This window comes from Psychrobacter sp. WY6 (assembly GCF_018448495.1).
Taxonomy (GTDB): domain Bacteria; phylum Pseudomonadota; class Gammaproteobacteria; order Pseudomonadales; family Moraxellaceae; genus Psychrobacter.
The window spans coordinates 2,602,836-2,627,725 of the sequence record NZ_CP049902.1 but is presented as its reverse complement, the minus strand read 5'-3'; the positions used below and the strand labels follow the sequence as shown (position 1 = coordinate 2,627,725).

Below are 24,890 nucleotides of genomic sequence, written 5' to 3'. Positions count from 1 at the left end.
TTATAACATTCATTTAAAATGAATCTTTATATTAAACTCTATTCACATGCTTCTAAGAAGAGTGCCATGCAATCGATCAACTTACCCAGCAAGCCACCCAGCTCTCCGCATCCCATTTTGAATTTGAGCTTTCGAATATTTTTTAGTGCTGCCGCTCTATTTGCCGTGATAACGATGCTGCTATGGTCTTTTGTATTTACTGGTCATACAGATATTGACGCACAAGCACTGAACCCATTGTATTGGCACGGTCATGAGATGGTCTATGGTTATGCCTTGGCAGTCATTGCAGGATTTCTCCTCACGGCAGTGAAGACGTGGACAGGGGTAATGATGCCGCATGGTTATAAGCTGCTGGCTATATTTGGCTGTTGGCTGTTGGCACGTTTGAGCTGGGCAGGTTTTGGGCTTGGTATGACGGTTGCGGGTAGCAGTATATCGTTGTTATATGTCGCCGCAGTATTTGACTTATTGTTTATCGCTTCGATGGCATTTGTGATATGTCGAGCGGTATTGCAGGTCAAGCAGTATAAGCAAATGGGTATCTTAGCGAAACTGGCATTATTGACCGTTGGCAATGGAATCTGCTACTGGGGTATTATCAATGCCGATATGAGTATGACTAAAATAGGTATTTATCTAGGGTTTTATTTGATTATCGGTTTGGTGCTGACCATTGGTCGCCGCGTGGTGCCATTCTTTATTGAACGTGGTCTGAGTGTTGGAACGACGGAAGTCATCAAGTTGCGCAATAGTAAAGTACAGGATATTGCGAGTTTATTGTTTTTCTTAGCGTTTTTTATCAGTGACTTGTTTTATCCTAATAAGTATCTGCTGACTATTACGGCACTTGGCGTAGCAGTGGTTAATATCGTCCGTCTGGTAGGCTGGTATCATCGCAGTATCTGGCAAAAGCCATTGCTTTGGTCATTATATGTTGCATTTTTGGGCATGTGTTTGAGTTTTCTGCTGTATGCGCTGCAACCATGGTTGGGCTATACTCATAGTATTGCGATGCATGGGCTTGCCATTGCAGGCGTTGGTATGATGACCGTGGCGATGATGACGCGGGTATCGCTTGGTCATACGGGACGTAGCATTCATCAGCCGCCCAAGACGGTGAATATTATGTACGGTCTGATGGTATTGGCATTTGTCAGTCGCGTGCTGTTGCCGCTTGCCGATATGAGTCACTATCTATTATGGATCATGATTGCCCAAGGGGCGTGGATTGCTTGCTTCGTGCTATTTTGCATCAGTTATTTGCCGATGCTGGCACGTTCTAGACCTGATGGTCTGTTTGGTTAGAGCCTGTAGAGCCGTTATAATGTTATAGCCAAAAGAATAGGGGATTTATCCAAGTCTATCGACTGATTGTTGATATTTTTGAGTAGATTATTTTGCAAATGTTATAAGGTTTTGAGACCCTTATTTTCAAACTCATAGAGTTACATTGCTAAAGTTTAGGCTGATACATACTTGAGAGATTTATATAAAATAGGAGCGCAAATAAATGCGATTGACCAATTATAGCGATTATGCACTGCGCTCATTGATTTACTTGGCGGTGAGACCAGAGCCGCCATTACTTGCAAATATCAGTGATATTGCTAACAGTTATGGCATTTCTAAAAGTCATTTGACCAAGATTATTCATCAGTTGGGTCAGCTTGGTTATATAGAAAGTGTGCGTGGTAAAAATGGTGGTATACGTTTGGCTCGTGCGCCAAAAGACATCAATTTGGGTATATTAATTAAACAAATAGAGCCGGATTTCGATTTGGTCGAGTGTTTTGCGACCCCCGCGAATGATAAGAGTAGTGATGGTCGACAGACTGGTTCAACAGGTTTGCCTATTACACTTATTGATGAAACGACAAATAACGCTAGAGGCTGTGTCATTAGCCCAGCATGCCAACTAAAAAGTGTGTTCTTTGAAGCATTGACGGCATTTATTAACGTCCTTGAGAGCTATACCTTGGCAGATATTATCAATAACCAAGATGAGCTAGCGTCTTTATTGTTTCGTTAGTGATTTTTGATGTTGATGGCGTCATTGCAAAAAAGGGAGTGACCATCTTGGTCACTCCCTTTGTTATGCTTCGAATGTGAGATTATACGGTCAATTAAGCTTTTTCTAATTTTGGACGGGCTTTATCAATGGCTTTTAATAGCGCCACTTCAAACTCACCGTCATTAAATGTCACTAAATAGGAATGTGCGGCGCGCAGAAATTACGCACATCGCGCCATTCATGTGCCAAATTGCTTGCCCAATCGCAATATTGCTTGCCTGGGGCCCATTTTTTAGCGCTTTTTTGGTCGTTGGGTGTAGTATCAGTTCAGGTAATATCGCCTCTAATAACTTCATCGGTGGACTCATAAAGGTATCATCGACGTGCAAGCTTTGACTGGCAGGATGATAGGCTAATAGTGAGCCTGCATGAATCATCTCATTGGGTGAGATATAGTGGATGCCTTGTGATATTGAGAACTTAAGCTCAGGGTAACGCTTGGCCACCGCATCGCTTTCAACCAAGTCATCTGCCCATTTCACTTCAGGTGCTTTTTATGGTGGCGGCTACTGCCATAAAAGGTCGCCTGCGGGAAGTCTTTTGCCATTTGTGCACAGTGCACCGTATGGAATGGGTGGACGTTCAGTACTGCCTCGACATCTTGACCATTATTGGTTAATGCCATCACCTCATCGCGTACGTCACCAGTCAATGAATAGCTATCCAAAAATAAACTTTCCTGAGTTTAACTGTATAAGTGAGCACTGAGTGCCAATGTTTAGAACACCGCCAATGCGAAAAGATCCGCGTATATTCCAAAATCCTGCCCCTAAATCATGAATTTTATCGGTCATTGAAATTATTCCTTAGTGTTTTTATTCGAGTTTCTTGATGTCTTAGCAATTTTAATAATGAATATTTCTTATCAGTAGATGACAATTTATTATAAATGACCTCTTATTATGGTGAGTCATGTACCTAAAGTCTGTTATAAAAAAGATGTTGATTGTTAGGTTCAGTGTATAACGTTAAAGTCTGATATAAGCCTATATTAACCGAGGGTCATTGTCATTCATAGCTTATAATTTATAGATTATTATTTAATGAATCTATATAATATCTCTCACTATTTAATTTGTATTTGAAGGTTGAGTCATGAGATTTTTGGAAAAATGAGCGCATCAGCGGTTATGGCAACAATGTTATTAGCAGGTTGCTCAAGCCTAAACAATGATAACAGCGTCACTAAAATGGACACTATTCAAGCTGCTCAAACCGCACCAGTCCCACAAGTAGATTTTCGTTTCAGCACTACTGAGAATTTTGATCTTGCCAATCAAAACAAACTTTCTTGGCGTGTGTTTATGACAAACCCTCTACAGGTGCAGATGCTACTTGGTTTGACGCCGTAAAACATGGTGATCTAGCCACGGTCAAATACATGGTTAACAATGGTCAAGACTTAGAAGTTAAAGATACAGGTAGCCTTAACCAAACGGCGTTAGGCTGGGCTGCTTTTATCGGCTATGAAGATGTGGTCGATTACTTAGTCAGCAAAGGCGCTGATATCTATGCTAAAGATGACGGTGATGTGTATAACGTCATGAAATCTGCTGTACTGGGGAAAAATACCAATATTGTCAAAAAAGTACATACGTTATTGAATGAAAAAGCGCCTGTGGACTTAAATGATCAGACGGTAGAAAGTGATGGTGAAACCTTGATTATGGTTGCAGCTAGTAATAATCGCCTTGAAACTGTCAAATATTTATTGGCGCAAGGTGCTAATCCAAATCTAGTAGCAACGACCAAAGACAAAAAAATGGGCTCGTATAATCAAGGTGCCTATTCATATGCGTGTTCGCGAGATTTGGTTAATATGCAAAAGCTATTAGCCGCCAATGGTGCTGTGAATCATCGCACTGGCAAAGCGAGCTGTGAATAATAGCGTTAATGATTTTATAAAAAAGGCTGCCATTTCGGTAGCCCTTTTTCTATGATAAGCGCTCCTAAGTCAGAGATTGACCAGCGGATCGTTTATAAGTGTCTAGTTTATCAGTACCTAGTTTATAAGTGCTTTTCTCATGAATGCTTTGTTTATGAGCAGTTTTTATAGTCGTAAGCGGATATACGAGGATTGTTGCCATAGTTGTCGTTACGACATAAAAACTGATCGAATCGGGTATCACCATTAATATAGCGATGCATCCAAGCAATACCTGGCTTGCTCAGTAATATCTCATTAAAACGATAACTTGGACAAAAATGGCTACCATTCTTTATCTCAATCTTCATTTTTGCGCCTGTAGCCTTATCATAAAAACGACTGCTGTATTTTTTATTTGAGGCAATACGGTCATTCTGGCAAGTAATGAATAAAGCAGGCGTGTTCATTTCGCCATAGTCTTTATCATGATAGGGCGTTTGCGGAATAATCGCTCGAACCGTCTGACGTTTTGTCGCTAGCTGGAGTGCGCCGCCGCCGCCCATTGACCAGCCAATAGCACCCAAGCGCGTACTATCTATCTGAGCGCCTACCGTATTGTCACGAAGCATATGATAAAGCGCGGCACTTAACTGTGCCGCACGGCTCTCTGGGTCATCATAAATGGAGTTGGTATCGATGGTAATAACCACAAATCCCCAAGATGCCAAACGCGGCCCCCACCATTTAATAGAAGATTCGTAGGACACATAACCGGGTATCACTGCGATTCCGCCTAACAGACCACAGCCGCCCGCGTTGGTTGGATAATAAATAGTTCCGCCACCAAAGCCGTTGGCTAACTGACGAGGAACAGCTTTCTTAGCCACCGAAAAAGGTCCTTTATCACGCGTATCTGACAGATTAGCCGCTGTAATAATACTGTCGGCGATACAGTTTGACGGCACGGCTGGTGTTGATACAGGCGATGTTATAGCAACCGCTGACGCTATCGGGGTTGATACTATTTTGGTCGATTGCTCTTTAATTGTGAGCTTCGTTGCGGCTACTTCGTCTAACGTAACTGCCGACGCATTTATAGAAAAAACCAGTGCGGCTATAGCGACAATCCATTGCGAATAAAAAGGATATTTGGGCATCATAGAGCGTCTGCTATAGGTGAGTTGGGCCGCAGGTTATATTTTGTGGGTATAAGTTTTTGTGAATCACATTTATATATAATAGATCAAAAAATAGTAGACAGCAATCTGCTTGCTGTCAAAAATATCGTCACCTACGCAGTATATAAATCAGCAGTTTTTAGTGTTCAACAGACCCTAAGCATAAATAAAGCAATACCGATAACACACCGAAACCAGAGTCTGGTATTTGGTGTGCTAAAATCATACATGACGCCTATCCCTAGCATCAGCCATTATTTTCATTATTATTTTTGTCATTATTTCAGCTATTATCGTCCTATTTCTATTACTCACGCCAGATCATCCGCGTCCAACATAGCCTGTATTCCTGTGAAAAATACCATCAGTAAATCCCAAAATAATATGCCAGAACCTCTATCTACACCAATCAATAATGCAACATCGTGGGTCTTAAAACTCACCATTGGCTTGATTGGGATGTTTGCTTTTTTGCAAGTGTATTCTATTCAGGCCATTTTGCCCGTATTAATGGTAGACCTTTCAGCAACTGAGGTGCAAGCTGGCATGATCGTCGGTGCAACGGTAATGGCGATTGCTATTATGTCGCCATTCTTGGGCATGCTGTCTGACGCTGTGGGGCGTAAATCCTTTATCGTTGGCGCGTTATTATTTTTAGCGATACCAACTGCTTTAATTGCCCAAAGTCCGAGTATTGGTTGGATGGGCATGTGGCGGTTTATGCAAGGGTTATCTGTACCGGGCATTACCGTGGTGACGATTGCTTATATCGGTGAAGAGTTTGAGGGACGCGCTGTCACGGAACTGATGTCGTTCTATGTCTCAGGCTCGGTACTTGGCGGCTTCATGGGGCGATTTTTGCTTGGGCATTTGCACGAGCTTATCGGCTGGCGTGCAGGCTATTATGTGATGGCAGCGATGACCCTTATCGGTGCGCTATGGGTCGGCAAAATGCTGCCATCGTCACAGCAGTTTGTGGCCAATCCGAATTTTCGTTCCGCGATGCAGACGCTCGGTGAGCATTTAATCAATCGTTATGTGGTGACGGCTTGTCTGTTAGGGGCGTGTGTCTTATTCTCACTCGTGGGTTGTTTTACCTTTATCAATCTACATCTTGCTAAGACGCCATATGAGTTGAGTACGGGTGCGCTTGCCAATATTTTTGCCGTTTTTTGATAGGCGTTGTTATTACGCCATTGTCGACGACCTTGCTACGTCGCTTTGGTTCAGCGCGCACAGTACGTGTGGCTGTTTTCGTTTCTATGATTGGGGTGCTGTTAACACTAGTGACGCCGTTATGGGGCATTATTATTGGTCTTGCTATTATGTCCTCAGGTGTCTTTATCACCCAAGCTGCTACCATCAGTTATATCGCCGTCAATGTTAAAAAAGGGCGCTCATTGGCGTCTGGTTTATATTACATGGGGTATTATGCTGGCGGTACGATGGGTGCGTGGTTATGCGGTATGGCTTATGCGCGCGGGCATGGTCGCTCACAGTATGGCTGCTCTTATTTGTACAGATTTTGGCATTACTGGTTGCCAGTTTTGGCATGATTAAAACAAATCACGTGTGGCTTGATGGCTGTTTTTGAGCAATTTTCATCAAGCTATTGCCTCTTAGGATGTTTACGTAAGGTTGCTTTACATAGCATCTATTTTTTCTTACTATCGATATAGCCTGTTCAATACACCCTAATAATTCTATTAATACTGTTAGCCACTATCAATTTTTAAATAGCCACTGGTTAAACCGCAATTTTTATAAATAAAAGCTAAAATAACTAGGGCTGCGTGCCATCAATTATTTATGATTCACCCGCATAATAACTTATCCGCATGACCAACAAGGACGTCACATCTATGTCAATATTTACCACAGCGCCCCTTCTGCTTACGATTATCCCTTATTAGTTAAGCAGCTATTGAACCGTGCCAAAACGGTGTCGCTAGAGCAAGAAATCGTTTATGCTGACAAAAAACGCCTTACCTATAAAGATTTATTCAATCGTATCAATCGCTTGGCCAATGTCTTAGCAGGTTTAAATCTAGATGCAGGTGATATAGTGGCGGTGATGGATTGGGACAGCCATCGTTATCTGGAGTCGTATTTTGCGGTACCGATGTCAGAGTATATTTTGCAAACCGTTAATATCCGCCTATCGCCAGAAAAAATTCTTTATACCATCAATCATGCTAAGCCGAAAGTGCTGCTGCTTAATTCTGAGTTTGCGCCATTGGTCAAAAGCTATCAGTTTGAAAACTCTAGTATTGAGCACATTATTTGGCTAGATGATGATGGCGTGACATCTGAAGGAGTCTTCGGTGGTAATCAAAACCGCGTAGTGGGTGAGTATGAAGCGTTATTACAAGCTGCCGATAGTGAGTTTGACTTCCCAGATTTTGATGAAAACACCATTGCCACAACGTTTTATACCTCAGGCACGACGGGCGATCCAAAAGGCGTGTTCTTTAGCCACCGCCAGTTAGTATTGCATACTCTTACCGAAGCGGCGACATTAGGTATGCTGCCCGACAAGCAAGGCGTCAGCTACGGTGATGTCTATATGCCGATGACGCCGATGTTCCACGTGCATGCGTGGGGCTTTCCATTTACTGCGACCATGGCTGGTCTGAAGCAAGTGTATCCGGGACGCGCTATGCACCAGATGTATTAATGGACTTGATCATTAATGAAAAAGTCAGTATTACTCATTGTGTCCCAACGATTTTGCAAATGGTGCTCAAAGAAGCGCAAGATCGCGGTGCTAGCTTTAATGGTTTAAAAATGATCATCGGTGGTTCAAGATTGACTGAAGGCTTGGCAAAAACAGCCATGGCACAAGGAATCGAAGTATATACTGGTTATGGTATGTCAGAGACAGCGCCCCTTATTAGCTTGACAGAATTCAGTCTCGACGAGTCTGAAATGAGTGAAGATGAAAATATCGCTCGCCGTTGTATGACTGGTAAGCCCGTACTGATGGTGGATGCTCAAATATGGAGTAGCAATAATGAGTCGGTTGGTACCGGTCAAGACAATACGGGCGAGCTGGTATTGCGCGCACCTTGGCTAACGCAAAGCTATCTAAAAAATGACGATGCGGGCAAAGAGCTGTGGGAAAACGGCTATATGCACACCCAAGACATTGCTTATATAGTCCTGATGGTTATATTAGGATTACTGATCGCTTAAAAGACGTCATTAAGTCAGGCGGCGAGTGGATATCGTCATTAGAGATTGAGACGATTTTGTCGTTACATCCAGCGGTCGCTGACGTATCTGTGATTGGGGTACGTGATAAGCAATGGGGCGAGCGTCCATTGGCCTTGATTGTGTTAAAACCTAATGCTCAAGACACGAGCGTTGATGATATCAAAGCCATTGCTGAGAAAGCCGTAGAGCGGGGTATTATTCCGAAATATGGTGTGCCAAGTCAGTTTAAGTTCGTCAATGAGCTACCAAAGACTTCTGTTGGTAAGCATGACAAAAAAGTGATGCGTGAGATGTATGCTGATCAAACTGAGGTGTAGGTTTAAAGTGTCTTAACTATTGAGCAGATAACTGGCTTAATAGTTGACCTTTATTGTTAGCTCTGCTACATTTTAAACCGATACCTACTAAATCGATACGTAGTGTATCGGTTTTTTGTTCTATTAGAGATAGCTGGCAGGGATAGCCAATCTTTACTATGACAATATTACATCGTATTACCCATCATTTATGCTAAGGACAGCTATTATGAGCGAGCAAACCGCCACTTCAGTGACCAACCAATCGTCAGACCAAGCTCAGACTTCTCAAGCGTCATCTAATACCACTCAAACTTTTGCTGAAATTTATCACTCTTCTATTGAAAATAAAGAGCAGTTTTGGGCAGAGCAAGCAAAGCGTATCTATTGGCATAAAGAGCCTGAACAAATCCTTGATGACAGCAATCTGCCATTTGCGCAGTGGTATGTCGGTGGCGAGACCAATCTTTGCTATAACTGTGTCGATCGTCACCTTGCAGAACGCGCAGAGCAGGATGCTTTTATCTGGTTATCCTCTGAGATTAACCAAGAGTTAATAGAAACCTTTCCTGCAGTCGTCGATGCGTTTAAAGACTTGGGTAATAACGTTGAGCTTTATACGGACTATACCAAGCGTCGCCTGACCTATAATGACCTATATAAAGAAGTCAATTATTTTGCTGATGTGCTACAGCGTCATGGTATTGGCAAGGGCGATCGCGTTGTCATTTACATGCCGATGATTCTAGAAGCCGCTTATGCCATGTTGGCTTGCGCTCGTATCGGTGCGGTACATTCTGTGGTATTTGGTGGATTTGCGGCGCATAACTTAGCCATTCGTATGGACGATGCTGAAGCAAAAATGGTCATCACGGTGGATGCAGGTTTGCGCGGTGGTAAAGTTATTAATTATAAAAATCTTGTCAATCAAGGGGTCGAGCAAGCAACGGTTAAGCCCGAACATGTATTGGTCATCAATCGTGGTATTTTACCATTTGAGCCAAAAATATTGATGTTGATTATGCAACTCAGCGCCGTATCAGCTGTGAAACCAATGCGATTGTCGAGCCAGTTTGGCTGGAGTCAAATACGCCATCATATTTACTTTATACCTCAGGCACTACGGGTACGCCAAAAGGCGTGCAACGTGATACCGGTGGTCACGCGGTTGCGCTAACGACGTCGATGGACTATATCTACGATGGCAAGGCGGGCGAGACATTTTGGGCGATATCAGATATCGGTTGGGCGGTTGGGCATTCTTACACCATTTACGCACCATTGCTGGCGGGCATGACGAGTGTGATGTATGAAGGTCTACCGCATCGCCCAAACCCCGGTATTTGGTGGCGAATTGTTGAAGCAAACAAGGTCAATATCTTATTCACGGCACCGACGGGTGTTCGTATGCTGAAAAAACAAGATGAGACATGGATGACGCGCTATGATGTCTCCAGCGTAAAATCCTTCTTTTTGGCAGGTGAACCACTGGATGAGTCTACTGCCAGTTGGCTGACCAAACATTTAGGCGTACCGATTTTAGACCATTATTGGCAGACAGAGTCTGGCTGGCCCATTCTAAGTAACACGCCCAAGTTTAATGATAAACCGCACAAACAAGGCTCACCCGGCTATCCTATGTATGGCTACGATGCACAAGTCATTAATGAGGAAACTGGAGAGCCATGTAAAGCGGGTGAAAAAGGACTGCTCGCGATTCGTGCACCATTGCCGCCCGGTTGTCTGACCACGGTATGGCGAAATGACGAACGCTTTATTAGCAGTTTTTTGGTCTGTTTGATGGCAAGCAATACTCAACCTCAGACTATGCCGTGACTGATGAGGAGGGTTATTTTTATATCTTAGGACGCACTGACGATGTGATTAACGTCGCTGGTCACCGTATTGGCACGCAAGAAATTGAAGAAGCGATTAGTACGCATCCAGAGATGGCAGAGTGTGCGGTTGTGGGTATTCATGATGAATTGAAAGGAGAATTGCCCATTGCTTTTGTGTGTTAAAAGATCATAAGCAAGTGGCGACGACCGAAAACCGTTTCCGTATTGAGCAGCAGGTCATCGGTGCTGTGGTCAAATCCCTTGGTGGTATCGCAAGACCAGCGGCAATTTATTTCCCGCAAGCACTACCAAAAACGCGCTCTGGCAAAATCTTACGTCGAGCCATTCGTGCTTTAGCAGAAGGCAACGAAACAGGAGATATGTCAACGCTTGATAATCCAACAGCGATTGACGCGATTAAGCAGTCCATGAAAGACTACTAATGATGGCGTATTAATTGAAAAAAGCCATCTGACGTTAATATTGAAAAAAGCTCATGCACAATCATGGGCTTTTTTGTTTTTAATTTAAGGTGCCTCCTCATTTTTCACCACTTAGTCGCGTTCGCTCAACTGAAATATACCTTATATAAATTTTTTTCGAACATAAACTCAGATAAAATTTTGACAAAGCGCTTGACCCTAAAAATGGTTTATTGGTATAGTCAATAACGATACGAAATAAATCATTTTATAAATTATGTTTGATCGATAAAACTCATCATTTTTCTCTCTTTTTGAATATTAAGACACCGCTTAAGGGTAGTCTCGCAAACAAGATAAGGATATCTTATGCACCACGTCAAGCAGCTTATCAATGGTCAATTTGTTGATTCTAATACCAGTGAATGGATTGGTATCACCGATCCTGCCACGCAAGAAGTCATAGCCAAAGTTCCGCAAACTACTGACAATGAAATAAATCAAGCGGTCGCTGCTGCTCAAGCAGCGTTTCAAACGTGGCGCAAAACGCCCATTACCACACGTGCCCGTATCTTTTTAAAGTATCAGGCGCTGATTCGCGACCACATGGATGAGCTAGCAGAAATCTTGACCGCAGAGCAGGGCAAGACTATTGCTGATGCACGCGGTGATGTATTCCGTGGTTTAGAAGTGGTTGAGCATGCTGCTGGTATTGCCAATTTACAAATTGGTGACTTCGTTGAGAACGTTGCATCAGGCGTTGATACTTATAGTATTTGGCAGCCATTAGGCGTCTGTGCGGGTATCACGCCATTTAACTTCCCAGCGATGATTCCACTGTGGATGTTCCCAATGGCGATTGCGACGGGCAACACTTTTATTCTAAAACCTTCTGAACAAGATCCGATGGTAACCATGCGTTTGGTTGAGCTTGCTGTTGAAGCGGGTGTACCTGAAGGCGTGCTAAACGTCGTACATGGCGGCAAAGCTACCGTTGATGCGATTTGTGATCATCCAGATATTAAGGCAGTTTCTTTCGTTGGTTCGACCAACGTCGGCAAACACGTTTATGAGCGTGCCAGTCAATCAGGTAAACGCGCACAGTGTATGATGGGCGCAAAAAACCATGGCGTTATCTTGCCGGATGCCAATAAAGAGCAAACTCTGAATCAACTAGCAGGCGCGGCATTTGGTGCTGCTGGTCAACGCTGTATGGCGTTATCTGTGGTTGTCCTTGTCGGTGCTGCCGGTGAGTGGATTGATGACATCAAAGCTAAAGCAGAGGGTTTGATTGTCTCAGCCGGTAAACATGATAAAGATTTGGGTCCATTGATTTCTCCTGCGGCAAAAGCGCGTGTTGAGCATTTGATTGGTACAGGGGTAGAAGAAGGGGCGAGCTTGATACTTGATGGTCGTGGTATTACGGTCGAGGGTTATGAAAAGGGTAACTTCGTTGGTCCAACGATTTTTGATAACGTCACTGCAGATATGCAAATCTACAAAGAAGAAATCTTTGGACCTGTCCTTTGTATCATGCGTGCCAACAGCTTAGATGAAGCGATTGAGCTACTCAATGCCAATCCGCATGGTAATGGTACGGCTATCTTTACTCAATCAGGGGCTGCGGCGCATAAATTCCAACAAGATATCCAAGTCGGTCAAATCGGGATTAACTTGCCGATTCCTGTGCCACTACCAATGTTCTCGTTTTCAGGCTCACGCGCTAGTAAGCTTGGTGATTTGGGTCCTTATGGTAAGCAGGCGGTGCAATTTTATACCCAAACCAAGACGGTTACGGCGCGCTGGTTTGATGATGAAGCAAGTCGCGGTGTTAATACGACTATTTCAATTTAACGCTGAATCACCTATATTTGCATTGACGCTTTAATACACCCTATTCAGCACAAGGATGACCCCATGGATTTTTCATTGACCGATGACCAAATTGCCTTTCGCCAAACTGCTAGACAGTTTGCACAAAAAGAGCTAAAGCCCAATGCCGCTGAATGGGATCGCACCTCGCACTTCCCAATTGATGTGATTAAAAAATCAGGCGAGCTTGGATTTTTGGGCTTATATACTAACCCAGAATATGATGGCTTAGGCCTACCGCGTTTGGATTCTGCGATGGTTTTTGAAGAGCTAGCATGGGGTGATACGTCTGTGGCGGCTTATATGAGTATTCATAATATGGCAGGCTGGATGATTGGCGAATTTGGCAGTGATGCATTGTGCAAAAAATATTTGCCAAATATGGTCAGCGGCGAATGGCTGGGTAGTTATTGTTTGACGGAGCCTAATGCCGGTTCTGATGCGGCATCACTGCGTACCAAAGCCGATAAGCAAGGCGAGCATTATATACTGACCGGCGAAAAAACCTTTATTTCAGGCGCAGGTTCAACTGATGTATTGGTGGTGATGGCGCGTACGGGTGCTGCAGGCCCAAAGGGAATTTCAGCGTTTGTGGTTGATGCCGATAGTGCAGGTATCGAATATGGTAAAAACGAGCATAAAATGGGCTGGAAAGCACAGCCGACACGGACGATTAGCTTTAAAGATGTCAAAGTTCCAGTAGAGAATCTCATTGGCGAAGAAGGTCAAGGCTTTCGTATTGCGATGAAGGGTTTAGATGGTGGTCGTATTAATATCGGTATCTGTGCGGTCGGTACGGCGCAAGCAGCGCTTGAGACAGCGACCAATTACGTGCAAGAGCGCAGTCAGTTTGGTAGCCCGATTGCTAGCTTACAGTCAGTACAGTTTAAGCTTGCCGATATGCTGACTCAAACCATCACTGCACGGCAAATGCTGTATTTAGCGGCAAATAAAGTCGACAATAAAGATGCGCAAGCCTCTACTTATTGTGCAATGGCAAAGCGTTTATCGACCGATCTTTGTTTTGATGTTGCTAACGAAGCCTTGCAGCTGCATGGTGGCTACGGTTATCTCAATGAGTATCCGCTTGAGCGTCATGTGCGAGATTTGCGCGTACATCAGATTTTGGAAGGTACTAATGAGATCATGCGCGTGATTGTCTCGCGTCAGCTTATGCAAGATGATGCATTGAGCCAACTGCGCTAACCTATTTATATGAATAAAATGATTTTATAACAAGGATATTTCATGACGGATTATGCCAACTTAAAACTATCGATTGATGGTCATACTGCAACGCTAACATTGAACAACCCACCTGCTCATACGTGGACGATGGACAGTCTACAGGCGCTTAAGCAACTGGTCACTGACCTCAATGCCAACGACGAGGTATATGCACTAATTATTCATGGCGATGGCGAAAAGTTTTTTCAGCAGGTGCCGATTTAAATAATTTTGCAGATGGTGATAAAGGCCAAGCAATCAGCATGGCAATAGCCTTTGGTGAAGCATTTGAGGCATTGTCAGCCTATCGCGGCGTGAGTATCGCGGTTATCAATGGTTATGCGATGGGTGGTGGTCTTGAGTGCGCACTCGCTTGTGATATCCGTATTGCAGAAGACCATGCACAAATGGCATTGCCTGAGACTGGCGTTGGCTTGTTGCCGTGTGCTGGTGGTACGCAAAATCTAACGGCTTTAGTAGGTGAAGGCTGGGCAAAGCGCATGATATTGTGCGGCGAGCGCGTCGATGCCGAGACAGCCTTGCGTATTGGTTTAGTAGAAGAAGTCACTGCAAAAGGTGACGGTTTATTAGCAGCACAAGCACTAGCGCAAAAAGTCGCTAAACAATCACCAGTTGCCGTCAGTTACTCCAAAGCGCTTATTCAAGCAGCAAGACACACACCGCCTGCACAAAACCTTATCCATGAGCGTGAAGCCTTTGTTAAATTATTTGATACCAAAGATCAGCGCGAAGGTGTGCAAGCATTTTTAGAGAAGCGTAAGCCCGTTTGGAAAAATAAATAAACGCCATAAAATCAAACTTAATGATACTATTTTTTCTTTTAATATTTGTAGGTCACCTTTATGACAACAGCTATAGAAGGCGCAGTAGAAAAAAGCACAGCAGACGCATCGGTATTATTCAGCACCGAGCCGACAGATTGTGGTCACCTGATTGGAGTAATGACGTTAAACACGCCCAAATCTCTTAATGCCCTTAGCGTTGAGATGTGTCAATTGTTAGCACAGCAACTAGAGCAGTGGGAAGGTGATGAGCAAGTGGTGGCTTTGCTATTAAAAGGCGCAGGCGATAAGGCGTTTTGTGCTGGCGGTGATATTCGTAAGCTTTATGACAGTATGTCTATTGATGCACCGCTACCGAATCCTTATGCGACAGAATTTTTGGTCATGAATATCGTCTTTATCGGCAGATGCACTTTTATTCCAAACCACTAATACTCTGGGGTGACGGCATTATTATGGGTGGCGGCATGGGCTTGATGGCAGGTTGTAGTCACCGCTTGGTCACAGAGCGCACGCGCTTTGCCATGCCAGAAGTGACTATTGGGCTGTTCCCGGATGCTTCTGGCAGTTGGTTTTTGCAGCGTATGCCAGCTAAGACGGGCTTGTTCTTAGGGTTGACGGGCGCGATGTGTAATGGCAATGATGCGCTATTAGCCAATCTTGCAGAGTATCCCGTCGCCAGTAGTGACTATGATGCCGTCATACAAAGTTTAAAACAGAGTGATTGGCAGGTTGCCGCTAGTCGTACCGATAAATGCGATAACAATAGTGCTCATAGTATCGTTAGCCGTGTGCTTGCAGCGCAACCAATTGCCGAGTTGCCTGCTAGTAAATTGGCAATCCATTGGCAATCTATTCAGCAGTTGATGAACAGCGGCGGACTGGGTGATATCGATGCTTTATTACAAAGTGATGCGGCACTCGCAAAAATAGATACAGAGTTTGCCAATGATAGCTGGACGCAGCGAGCAGTAGATACTTATCGCCATGGCTGTCCAGTTACCGCTGCTTTAACTTATGCGCTTTATTATAAAGTCACTGACTTATCACTAGAGCAAGTTCTGTATTTAGAAGCCAATGTAGCCGTACATTGTGCCGCCAATCCTGACTTTAAAGAAGGCGTACGTGCGCTACTGATTGATAAAGATCGTAATCCACAATGGTCGCGTTCACTAGCAGACTGCCTAAGTAGCGAAGGGCAGGCGTACATACAGCAGCACTTTGTGAATCCTTATGCTAAAGGTGAGCATCCGTTAGGCGATTGGTTGGGTGATGAGGCTTTAGGCAGTCAGTCTGTGCGTTAAAAATTGAATTTATCAATTCAATATAGACATCAAATTAAAATTACACTCAATTAAATAGTTTACAGCTATATGTGTAGCAACGCCTGCGCGCATGATTAATACTAACCATCAAGGAATGATGAGATGAATACAAAGGATGTAAATGCCACCGATAACGATACTACTAAGCCAAATATTGCTTTTATTGGGCTTGGTAATATGGGCGCACCAATGGCAGAGAACTTGTTAAAAGCAGGTTATAGGCTATCGGTTTATGATTTATCCGCAGAAGCAACTGAGCGCTTGCAGCAAGCAGGTGCCAGTGTAGCAGACAGTCCTAAAGACGCTGCTCAAAATGCCCAAGTAGTTATCAGCATGTTACCTGCTGGCCAGCACGTCCATTCTGTTTATTTAGGAGATAATGGCGCTGACGGTCTACTTGCAGAGTTACCACAGGGCACATTGGTGATTGACAGCAGTACCATTGCAGCGGCTGATGCAAGATTGGTGGCGGAGGCAGCAAGTAAGCTTGGTATAGACTTCTTAGATGCGCCAGTCTCTGGCGGTACAGGCGGTGCTATCGCTGGTACGTTAACCTTTATCGTCGGTGGCAGCACTGATGCCTTTGCCAAAGCTGAGCCGATACTGGCTGTGATGGGCAAAAATATCTTTCATGCAGGCGAGCATGGCGCAGGACAAGTGGCAAAAATCTGTAATAACATGCTGTTAGGCATTCTCATGGCAGGAACGGCAGAAGCAATTAATCTGGGCGTCAAAAACGGTCTCGATCCAAAAGTGCTATCAGATATTATGCTGCAAAGCTCAGGTCGTAACTGGACACTAGAGGTATACAATCCTTATCCGCAAGTGATGGAGAATGTCCCATCTAGCAATGGCTATCAAGGGGGATTTATGAGTAAGCTCATGCAAAAGGATCTTAACCTTGCTATGCAGACCGCTGAAGATACTCATGTAGAGACGCCGATGGGAGCCAAAGCGACAGAGCTTATGAAGCGCATGCAATCGAGAACGGCGATAGAGATTTCTCGAGCATTATGGCGCGTCACGACAGCTCAGATTGAGTAAGATTTTAAAAAAAAGCATAACTAAAAAAGGTCTGTATTATTATTTTAATGCAGACCTTTTTTTTGCTTATATTGCATCATCTAGTTGGGTAGGTCATAGACGAGCGACTGAATATCTTGCGCTGCTTTTTGCAGTCGTGGGACATGGGTTAAGAGATCATCTAAAGACACTCTTATGGTCGGTGCATGAAGATATAGCGAAGCAAGGTAGCGCGACTTTCTATCCCGTATCGGTACGGCGATGGCCACCATCTCAGAGATAAACTCTTCATTGTCGATACCAATACCTGTTTCAGCGATACGATCAAGCTCAGCGTTTAGAGCATCGATATCGGTAATCGTATTTTTGGTAAACTTATCCAATGACAGGTTTTGCAGTATTTTGTCGCGGCTTGTGCGCGGCAACTGGCTTAAATACAGCTTGCCAGTCGCTGTACACCACATTGGTGATTTTGCGCCCACTGGCAAATAAATCTGTATCGGCAAGGTCGTATTTGCACGGTTAGTATAGATCATATTCATCTGATAAGGCACACCGATCCCGCAGGTCTCTTTTAGCTCATCAACCAGCTTTTGCAAGATCATTTGTCGCTCATTAAAGAACAATCGCTGCTGCCAAAGCTCAACACCCAAGTTGCGTACCCGCTTGCCCGGTATAATACCGCCGCCAATATCCACAGTCACAAACCCTTCATCGAGCAGATTTTGAATCAATCGATGAATGGTCGGCTTTGGAATATCAAGCTCTTGCGATAGCTCAAGTGGTGAGAGCGGTTTTGAGGCATAGGACACCGCCTCGATAATCTCTAACACACGGGTAATCGACGATACTTTAGGCATATGAGTGGCTCAATAAGAATAAAAAGAATACAGTAGGAAATACAACAAGGCATTAACAGATAAAAGTAAATACGCAGCCTTGCGACACATTTTCCTATCCTCTAATTTAGCATAATATCAAGCCTAGACAAGATCTAGTTACTTTATATGCCAATACTAAATGTATCAATACTAACGTCACACAGTCATACAATATTGAAAACTAATACCAATACTTTTTTCTGAAAAGTTTTCTAAAAGCAATAATTACTACACCATCTCACAAAATACAACAAACTGTAGTAATAAGCTATATAACTGTCATTGAGTTAAATAAAGAGGTAGGTCATTATGATGACATATTTTGTAATATCCTTACATGAAGATTAAGCTAACCAATATTCATGTTTGCGCTGCTGAGTTACTTTAAGAGCATTGTGTAACAGAAAGTCGAAGTTTTGCGGATTGGTGTAGTAATTATTACAATATCTATGCAATCTTTACATAACGGCAAATAAAAAGCGCTCCTAGAGGGGTGACTTTTCCGGCCAAAATTGTTTTAATCTGCTCAACAAAATGATCGATTTAAAAAAAGCTAAATTGTCATTTTTTATGGGCGACTTATTCCACACTTTAGGAGAGTATTTATGAGACTTATTAAATTAACAGCAATTTCTGCTGCCGTTTTAGCGTCAACTGCTGCACTAGCTGCTGAACCTGTTATCGTTGTTGATGGTAATGATGCAGTTGTGTATGAAGCTGAGCCTGTTGCTGTTGCATATGAAGCTGAGCCTGTTGCTTATGCATACAATGCTGACGCTGGTATCGTTCGCAATACTACTGGTGCTGTTGTTGGTGGTACTAAGACTTTCTTCCAAACTGCTATCAACCCAGCTTCTGTTAGCGCTGAAGTTGGTACTTTAGGTTATGGTGCTAACATCGGTTGGTCACTAAATGAGAAAACTGAACTACAAGCTGGTTGGGCAGGTGGCGATGTTGCTGACCTATTCGGCGGTGACTTTGACGCAAACGACGTAAACTATGACGTTGATTCTGACTTCAGCAACCCATACCTAGGTGTGCAATTACGCCCTACTGGTAACTGGTTTACAATGGGTGCTGGTATCATCGTACCTGACAACGATATCGACGTAACTGCTAATCCAGATGGCGGCGTATACAAAATTAACGATAGAACGTTTGTTGCTGATGGCGAAAACGGTGTAGGTTCTTTACAAGGTACTATGGAACATCGTAACAAACTAGCACCTTATGGTACTATCGGTTTCCGTCCTAACATCGGTAACAACTGGGGTGTATTCGGCGAAATCGGCGCAGCCTATATGGGTAAAACTAACGCGACTGTAAATGCAGTTGACCCAGAAAGAAATGTGAATATTGATAATGGTGTTACTCCAGGTGGTGTAGATTCAGGCTTAAATGCTGGTCAAGTTGCTAAACTTGCTGAGCGTGAGCTTGAAGATAAAGATTATCTTGAGTGGATGCCAATTGTTAAGCTTGGTGCAACTTACCGTTTCTAATCTAATCACAGTTTAAGTACTGTTATTAGAAGAGTAGTAAGAAAAAACGATCCTTTTTAGGGTCGTTTTTTTGTCTGTGAAAGGGTAGTTGTTAGAATGAATAACAGGTATAAATGGTCTAGAAAATAACAATGGTTTGTTGCGCTGACAATACCGCGATACGGTAATCGGACTTAATGTCTGCTATGACCATTAAATATGACGGTTCTCTAATAGCATGAATCAAATCAGCAATCAGGTAGGAGTAATCTATTCCTAACCCTTGTGCCAGTTTGTATTGATGAATTTTGATAAAACTTTCTTTTATTTGCCACAGTAATTTAGCGATAATCTTACGCTGAAGTGGGGACAGTGCTTGTAAAGCAGCCATCTCATGCTCAGAATAAAACCGCTGTGCCACGCGCCATGCTATATGATTGGTTTCAATATCAATACCAATGGGACGGTGACGGCTAATGACCACTGCTACTTTACTGTTTAATGATGTATCGATTGTCTGAACAGTATTTTGACTAATATCATGGTGATTCTTGCTGCCTGTATGACTAAAGCATACGTAATATTCACTGCTGCTAAGCCGATACGGGAAGTTTGACTCATCCAGAGTATCGCGCAACCTTAGCTGATCCAGTAATTGTTGTAGCAATAATCGAACGCCTTTACGTTGTAGTTGACGTTGATGCTGCGCCATTTCACTCATTGATAAACTTACTGGTGACAGGCAGTAATGCCAATTAAGCTCGTAAAATTTCTGAAAATCTACTTGCGATAAATTGTTAGCGGATGACCACAGTAATTCATCCCACAGTCTTTTAAGGTTGAGGGATGAACGCTCGCTCACTTGTGCCGTGGCGCACCACGTTGCAGGATCGAGCTGGGTATATTGGACATGAGTTAGGTTTAAGATAGAGCTTGGCATCATTGATTACATCTATTGGATTCGTTCGCTTAGTAACATGCAAAAAGCCCAGCGATATATTATTGCTGGGCTTTCAATTATAAAGTATTTTGTGCTTTATCGACTGTGATTGGTTTTACTGGTGTTAGTAAGACAGTTCAGCACGGCGATTTAGTGCGTAAGCTTCTTCAGTATTACCAGCGGCAGCAGGGCGCTCTTCACCATAGCTGATGATGCGGATATTGTTTACTGCGACGCCTTGAGTAGCAAGGTAATCACGTGCTGCTGCAGCACGGCGCTCACCTAGTGCCATGTTGTATTCACGGCTACCGCGATCATCAGTATTACCTGCGATAACAACGCTGGCTGTGGATTTGAGTTGAGCAAGCTGGCATGTTGATTAAGAATACTCGCTGCTTGTGAAGTAATTTCGCTGCTATCAAAAGCAAAGTAAACAACCGCCTGTAGGTTTTCTGCGCCCATAATAACCGCGCTTGAGTTATCTACGATGACTGCGCCAGTGTATCCAACTTGACCACCTGGGATACCTAATGGGGCAACCACGACTTCAGAAGTAGCACGTTTGGTCGCACAACCTGTGGTTAGTGCCACAGCGCTTGATAATACAGCGAGGGCTGCGATCTTAGAAAAACTGGTTGACATAATGAGCTCCTAAAATTTTAATTAATTAAAATTGTTTTTTTTGAACTGCTTACGATAAAACTTAGGCAATTGCTATCTATCATATACTAAATGTTACTTTATGTAAGTAGTATTACTGTAAATAATGCTAGAATTTACAGATAGATATGAGATCCACTACCAGCGGTGCTTGCCCCAATTTTCAGGGTTGGCCCAATAATCCGCATTTAACCAATTTGGCAGCTGTTTATAGTCATATAAATTGAACTGCCAAAGTCTGGCGGATGCTGATGACTTTGCAGATGAAGGCTGCTCTGTTTGGTCAGTGTTATTCATCTCTAAAGATGGTTCATTCAAGATATCAAATGGGGTAAAGCCATAAGCTTTTAGATCTAAGGTGTTATCAAGGGCGATGAGCAGGTGTGCCGCATAAAGATCTCGATAGCGCATGAACAGCGGAATATACTGCTGCAGCAACTCCGGTGAGAGTGTGGGCAACCAAAAACAGGCGAGCTCATAACGTTCAGGCAATTGTCGTTGATTGAGCTCTAATAATGTCGATATTTGTGGTGAGCGGGTATTTTTTAGCAGTGTCTCTAATGCTAACCGAGCATTTTGGTCTGGGACGACCCACAGCAACTCAGTGTCATTATCAGTAGATTCAGTCGTTGTGGATGCGTTCGCTTGTATGGTTAGTGAGGGCAAAAGAGCCTCAATATAATCTATCAGTAATGGTAACGTAATGTCTGAGCGACTGGCAATTTGCTTTATCATATAATAGGCCGTTTATCGAGTGTTGGTCATCAGTGACCCTATTAAATCATTTTAATCGCGATTATCCAATGGGTGATTGATGCTGATTATGCCGCTCTTTTAATATGTCGACTCTCTCATTCTTTTGATATATCGACTCTCTCATTGCCATCGCATTTTGATAAGTATCAGGGACGATGAACATAATAAAATTGCGATCTGCTCTTGAAATTTGGCAGTTTAGGTCAATGTAGCAAGATACCATTATCATGTTAATGGCCATAAGATTATGCTAATTGATGACCTGCCTTAACCTAAATTATCCCGCTTTTTACCGTATATATTTTTTGCCACAAATAATAATAGGAATACCCATGTCTATTGCTGAAACTGATGCTCAAATCATTAATCCTGATATGCCAGATGTGCCACCGCATGCACCAAGTAAATTAATTTAAAAGATTACCAGAAACCTAGCTTTGATGTGGAAACGGTTGATTTAGATATTAAACTGTTCGAAAATCATGCACAGGTAGACAGCACTCTGAAGATGGTACGTCAAATAGCAGGAGATCTCGTATTGTTCGGTGAAGAGTTGGAGCTGATCGCCATTACGATGAATGGTAAGCCATTGACGGCTGAGGACTATCAACAACAAGCAGGCACGTTGACGATTGCTAATGCACCTGATGAGGTTGTTTTAGAGATTCAAGTACGCATCTGTCCGCAGACCAATACCGCACTTGAAGGGTTCTATATGGCGGGCAGTGGTGATGAGACGATGTTTGTCACTCAGTGTGAGCCTGAAGGTTTTCGTAAGATCACCTTTTATCCAGACCGCCCCGATGTATTGGCGATATTTACTACGCGTCTTGAGGCGGATAAGCGTTATCCAACACTATTAGCCAATGGTAACTTGGTTGAAGCGGGTGAGGTGGCAGATGCCCCAGACCGTCATTACGCGATATGGCATGATCCAACCAATAAGCCAAGCTATCTATTTGCCTGCGTTGTCGCTGATTTAGACGTATTGACGGATTCTTATACTACTAGCGAAGGTCATGAGGTGTTGCTGGAAATATACGCAAAGTCTGCTGACATTGATAAATGTGATGTCGGTATGCAAGCGTTGAAAGATTCGATGAAATGGGATGAGGTCAATTATGGTCGTGCGTATGATTTAGACCGTTATATGATTGTTGCCGTGAGTCAATTTAATATGGGCGCAATGGAAAACAAGGGTCTAAATATTTTTAACACCGCTTGTGTGTTATCCAGTCCTGAGACGACAACTGACTCGCGTAGCTTTAGTGTGAAAGCCATCATTGCCCATGAGTATTTTCATAACTGGACAGGCAATCGCATCACTTGCCGTGATTGGTTCCAGCTGTGCTTAAAAGAAGGTTTTACTGTTTACCGCGATCAATCATTCTCAGCGGATCAGCAGTCGAGTGCCGTACAGCGTATCGATGATGTGGCGACCTTGCGTGCTCATCAGTTTGCGGAGGATGCAGGACCACTGGCACACCCAGTACGCCCTGAGAGTTTTGTCGAGATTAATAATTTTTATACGACGACTGTTTATGAGAAAGGCGCTGAAATCGTGCGCATGATTGCCAATACGTTAGGAGCCGAGAATTTTCGTAAAGGCACGGATGAGTATTTCCGTCGTTATGATGGGCAAGCGGTGACGGTTGAGGACTTTTTGTCAGCGCTTAGCATCACTGATAGTAAGATTGAAAGCTTTATCGACTGGTATCGTCAGCCGGGCACACCAATGGTGTCTGGTCATCAATATTATGACCATGCAGCGCAGACACTGACGATTACGTTAAGTCAGCAAACCCGTCATGTCAGTGGCTTTGCTGCGCCAAAACCTTTGCCTATTCCGGTCGCGACTGCGCTATTTGATAAAGACACTGGTGACATTGTGGCTGAGCGTATGCTGCTACTCGATCAAGCCACGCAAACCTTTACCTGCGAAAATATAGCGCGTGAGCCTGTTGTATCTTTGCTACGTGACTTTAGTGCGCCAGTACAGCTCAATGAGATTATCAAGATGCGATTTGGCATTTTTGCTCAAACATGAAACCAATGGTTTTAACCGCTGGCAAGTGACGCAGATGCTGGTCAATCGTATCTTGCTGCAAGGTCAAGGCGAGAAGAGCAGTCCTGATATCTATCTGCAAGCACTAGCGCAGACATTGCCTGTGCTCGCGGCTGAGGATGCGATGTTGGCTGCCCGCTTGCTTGATATTCCATCAGCGCAAGAGCTGGCGTCTGCTATTCATAAAGATTACGATCCAGCATTGGTAAAAACGCAGCGCGACGACTTGTATCAGCAGCTTGCAGAGGCGCTAAAAGATCAATGGGCTGAGCTTTATGAGCAGCTACCTATGCAGTCTTATGAAGATAGTGCCGAGGCTCGTGGCACCCGTGCCTTGCGTAATGTGGTGCTCGATATGGCGCTGACCGCAAATGTCGATGGCGCAGATGAATGGGCGCAGCAGCAGTATGATGATGCAAGCTGTATGACGGAGCGTTTCGGTGCATTGAAAGCGATGGTCAATCATCAACAGCTAAATGCTGATGAGTATTTGGCGGACTTTTATAATCGCTTCCAAAATAATGATTTGGTCATCGATTTATGGTTTAGTGTGCAAGCGTCTGCTGATACTGTGACTGCTGATACTATCCAATCCTTGATCGCTCACGCAGATTTTGATTGGAATACGCCCAATCGTGTACGCTCAGTGGTCAGCGCCTTCACCTCGCAGCCAACGGCTTTATGGACGGCAGAAGGGTTAGAGCTTTATATTGGTGTGATTAAAAAGTTGGATGATGCCAATCCTGTTTTGGCGTCGCGCTTATTGCAAGTGCTAGCGCGTTGGAATACCTTGGCGGAGCCACGTCGTCAAATGGCGCATGAGCGGTTGATTGAGTTGCAAAAGCAGGCTTCTTCTAAGCATGTACTTGAAAGTCTAAACAGTGTTTTAGGTGCAGCGAGTGAGTAGGTTAAACGACCTTGCACCCGAATTGAAAGCATAAATAAATCCCGTCCAACATTATTATGTCG

General features: G+C 43.6%; 16 protein-coding genes and 7 pseudogenes. 17 read left to right on the top strand and 6 right to left on the bottom strand.

Annotation, left to right across the window (positions count from 1 at the left end; all coding sequences use genetic code 11):
• The first annotated feature begins 66 nt into the window (after window positions 1–66).
• Together G7Y90_RS13080 and G7Y90_RS13075 are read left to right on the top strand one after the other, a co-directional pair.
• Window positions 67–1,308 carry an NnrS family protein gene (locus tag G7Y90_RS13080; protein ID WP_250162571.1) on the top strand — a complete coding sequence of 414 codons (1,242 nt, stop codon included), beginning with the start codon at window positions 67–69 and terminating at the stop codon, window positions 1,306–1,308.
• Between the two features lie 205 nt (window positions 1,309–1,513).
• Window positions 1,514–2,032: an Rrf2 family transcriptional regulator gene (locus G7Y90_RS13075; RefSeq protein ID WP_201539716.1), complete on the top strand. Its 519-nt coding sequence runs from the start codon at window positions 1,514–1,516 to the stop codon at window positions 2,030–2,032.
• Between the two features lie 94 nt (window positions 2,033–2,126).
• Here the strand turns inward: G7Y90_RS13075 and G7Y90_RS13070 are convergent.
• Window positions 2,127–2,868: pseudogene (locus G7Y90_RS13070) on the bottom strand (hypothetical protein).
• Window positions 2,869–3,186: 318 nt separating this feature from the next.
• Here G7Y90_RS13070 and G7Y90_RS13065 point away from each other — a divergent pair.
• Complete coding sequence (locus G7Y90_RS13065) at window positions 3,187–3,426, top strand: hypothetical protein (protein ID WP_250162570.1); 240 nt, start codon at window positions 3,187–3,189, stop codon at window positions 3,424–3,426.
• 29 nt (window positions 3,427–3,455) lie between these two features.
• The gene (locus G7Y90_RS13060) at window positions 3,456–3,959 is read left to right on the top strand and encodes an ankyrin repeat domain-containing protein (protein WP_250162569.1); all 504 of its coding nucleotides are present in this window, start codon (window positions 3,456–3,458) and stop codon (window positions 3,957–3,959) included.
• Window positions 3,960–4,111: 152 nt separating this feature from the next.
• Here the strand turns inward: G7Y90_RS13060 and G7Y90_RS13055 are convergent, their stop codons facing one another.
• Window positions 4,112–5,101: a dienelactone hydrolase family protein gene (locus G7Y90_RS13055; RefSeq protein ID WP_250162568.1), complete on the bottom strand. Its 990-nt coding sequence runs from the start codon at window positions 5,099–5,101 to the stop codon at window positions 4,112–4,114.
• Between the two features lie 477 nt (window positions 5,102–5,578).
• Between G7Y90_RS13055 and G7Y90_RS13050 the strand changes: the two are divergent.
• From G7Y90_RS13050 to mmsB, 11 genes and pseudogenes are all read left to right on the top strand, one after another.
• A pseudogene (locus tag G7Y90_RS13050) lies at window positions 5,579–6,713 on the top strand (MFS transporter).
• Between the two features lie 264 nt (window positions 6,714–6,977).
• Window positions 6,978–8,652: pseudogene (locus G7Y90_RS13045) on the top strand (fatty acid--CoA ligase).
• A 208-nt stretch (window positions 8,653–8,860) separates the two neighbouring features.
• Window positions 8,861–9,808 carry an AMP-binding protein gene (locus G7Y90_RS13040; RefSeq protein ID WP_250162567.1) on the top strand — a complete coding sequence of 316 codons (948 nt, stop codon included), beginning with the start codon at window positions 8,861–8,863 and terminating at the stop codon, window positions 9,806–9,808.
• Window positions 9,691–10,467: an AMP-binding protein gene (locus tag G7Y90_RS13035; protein WP_349773431.1), complete on the top strand. Its 777-nt coding sequence runs from the start codon at window positions 9,691–9,693 to the stop codon at window positions 10,465–10,467. The genes G7Y90_RS13040 and G7Y90_RS13035 overlap by 118 nt, the downstream gene beginning before the upstream one ends.
• Window positions 10,468–10,580: 113 nt before the next feature.
• Window positions 10,581–10,912: pseudogene (locus G7Y90_RS13025) on the top strand (AMP-binding enzyme).
• Window positions 10,913–11,260: 348 nt separating this feature from the next.
• A complete protein-coding gene (locus G7Y90_RS13020; protein WP_250162564.1) occupies window positions 11,261–12,745 on the top strand; it encodes a CoA-acylating methylmalonate-semialdehyde dehydrogenase in 1,485 nt (494 codons plus the stop codon).
• A 63-nt stretch (window positions 12,746–12,808) separates the two neighbouring features.
• Complete coding sequence (locus tag G7Y90_RS13015) at window positions 12,809–13,969, top strand: acyl-CoA dehydrogenase family protein (protein ID WP_250162563.1); 1,161 nt, start codon at window positions 12,809–12,811, stop codon at window positions 13,967–13,969.
• A gap of 42 nt (window positions 13,970–14,011) precedes the next feature.
• Window positions 14,012–14,215 carry a Clp protease/crotonase-like domain-containing protein gene (locus G7Y90_RS13010; protein ID WP_250162562.1) on the top strand — a complete coding sequence of 68 codons (204 nt, stop codon included), beginning with the start codon at window positions 14,012–14,014 and terminating at the stop codon, window positions 14,213–14,215.
• The gene (locus G7Y90_RS13005; protein WP_250163996.1) at window positions 14,158–14,793 is read left to right on the top strand and encodes an enoyl-CoA hydratase; all 636 of its coding nucleotides are present in this window, start codon (window positions 14,158–14,160) and stop codon (window positions 14,791–14,793) included. The genes G7Y90_RS13010 and G7Y90_RS13005 overlap by 58 nt, the downstream gene beginning before the upstream one ends.
• 60 nt (window positions 14,794–14,853) lie before the next feature.
• Window positions 14,854–16,097 (top strand): annotated as a pseudogene (locus G7Y90_RS13000) (enoyl-CoA hydratase/isomerase family protein).
• Window positions 16,098–16,220: 123 nt separating this feature from the next.
• On the top strand, window positions 16,221–17,162 hold the full coding sequence (mmsB, locus tag G7Y90_RS12995) for a 3-hydroxyisobutyrate dehydrogenase (protein ID WP_250162561.1): 942 nt from the start codon (window positions 16,221–16,223) through the stop codon (window positions 17,160–17,162).
• 80 nt (window positions 17,163–17,242) lie between these two features.
• Here the strand turns inward: mmsB and G7Y90_RS12990 are convergent, their stop codons facing one another.
• The gene (locus G7Y90_RS12990) at window positions 17,243–18,001 is read right to left on the bottom strand and encodes an IclR family transcriptional regulator (RefSeq protein ID WP_250162560.1); all 759 of its coding nucleotides are present in this window, start codon (window positions 17,999–18,001) and stop codon (window positions 17,243–17,245) included.
• 626 nt (window positions 18,002–18,627) lie between these two features.
• On the opposite strand from G7Y90_RS12990, the gene G7Y90_RS12985 reads away from it, so the two are divergent.
• Window positions 18,628–19,521 carry a hypothetical protein gene (locus G7Y90_RS12985; protein WP_045452795.1) on the top strand — a complete coding sequence of 298 codons (894 nt, stop codon included), beginning with the start codon at window positions 18,628–18,630 and terminating at the stop codon, window positions 19,519–19,521.
• Window positions 19,522–19,639: 118 nt separating this feature from the next.
• Here G7Y90_RS12985 and G7Y90_RS12980 read toward each other — a convergent pair whose 3' ends face one another.
• From G7Y90_RS12980 to G7Y90_RS12970, 3 genes and pseudogenes are all read right to left on the bottom strand, one after another.
• The gene (locus tag G7Y90_RS12980) at window positions 19,640–20,443 is read right to left on the bottom strand and encodes a 4'-phosphopantetheinyl transferase family protein (protein ID WP_250162559.1); all 804 of its coding nucleotides are present in this window, start codon (window positions 20,441–20,443) and stop codon (window positions 19,640–19,642) included.
• A gap of 121 nt (window positions 20,444–20,564) precedes the next feature.
• A pseudogene (gene pal / locus G7Y90_RS12975) lies at window positions 20,565–21,082 on the bottom strand (peptidoglycan-associated lipoprotein Pal).
• 156 nt (window positions 21,083–21,238) lie between these two features.
• Window positions 21,239–21,835: a DUF6231 family protein gene (locus G7Y90_RS12970; protein ID WP_250162558.1), complete on the bottom strand. Its 597-nt coding sequence runs from the start codon at window positions 21,833–21,835 to the stop codon at window positions 21,239–21,241.
• A 427-nt stretch (window positions 21,836–22,262) separates the two neighbouring features.
• Between G7Y90_RS12970 and pepN the strand changes: the two are divergent.
• Window positions 22,263–24,828 (top strand): annotated as a pseudogene (gene pepN / locus G7Y90_RS12965) (aminopeptidase N).
• Window positions 24,829–24,890: the final 62 nt, after the last annotated feature.

What these genes read in the sequence shown, in the direction of transcription:
- G7Y90_RS12980 (WP_250162559.1), bottom strand. Translation starts at nt 20,443, where the DNA reads ATGATGCCAAGCTCTATCTTAAACCTAACTCATGTCCAATATACCCAG.
- G7Y90_RS13015 (WP_250162563.1), top strand. Translation starts at nt 12,809, where the DNA reads ATGGATTTTTCATTGACCGATGACCAAATTGCCTTTCGCCAAACTGCT.
- G7Y90_RS12985 (WP_045452795.1), top strand. Translation starts at nt 18,628, where the DNA reads ATGAGACTTATTAAATTAACAGCAATTTCTGCTGCCGTTTTAGCGTCA.
- G7Y90_RS13075 (WP_201539716.1), top strand. Translation starts at nt 1,514, where the DNA reads ATGCGATTGACCAATTATAGCGATTATGCACTGCGCTCATTGATTTAC.
- G7Y90_RS13010 (WP_250162562.1), top strand. Translation starts at nt 14,012, where the DNA reads ATGACGGATTATGCCAACTTAAAACTATCGATTGATGGTCATACTGCA.
- G7Y90_RS13065 (WP_250162570.1), top strand. Translation starts at nt 3,187, where the DNA reads ATGAGCGCATCAGCGGTTATGGCAACAATGTTATTAGCAGGTTGCTCA.
- G7Y90_RS13040 (WP_250162567.1), top strand. Translation starts at nt 8,861, where the DNA reads ATGAGCGAGCAAACCGCCACTTCAGTGACCAACCAATCGTCAGACCAA.
- G7Y90_RS13060 (WP_250162569.1), top strand. Translation starts at nt 3,456, where the DNA reads ATGGTTAACAATGGTCAAGACTTAGAAGTTAAAGATACAGGTAGCCTT.
- G7Y90_RS13020 (WP_250162564.1), top strand. Translation starts at nt 11,261, where the DNA reads ATGCACCACGTCAAGCAGCTTATCAATGGTCAATTTGTTGATTCTAAT.
- mmsB (WP_250162561.1), top strand. Translation starts at nt 16,221, where the DNA reads ATGAATACAAAGGATGTAAATGCCACCGATAACGATACTACTAAGCCA.
- G7Y90_RS12990 (WP_250162560.1), bottom strand. Translation starts at nt 18,001, where the DNA reads ATGCCTAAAGTATCGTCGATTACCCGTGTGTTAGAGATTATCGAGGCG.
- G7Y90_RS13055 (WP_250162568.1), bottom strand. Translation starts at nt 5,101, where the DNA reads ATGATGCCCAAATATCCTTTTTATTCGCAATGGATTGTCGCTATAGCC.
- G7Y90_RS13080 (WP_250162571.1), top strand. Translation starts at nt 67, where the DNA reads ATGCAATCGATCAACTTACCCAGCAAGCCACCCAGCTCTCCGCATCCC.
- G7Y90_RS12970 (WP_250162558.1), bottom strand. Translation starts at nt 21,835, where the DNA reads ATGATAAAGCAAATTGCCAGTCGCTCAGACATTACGTTACCATTACTG.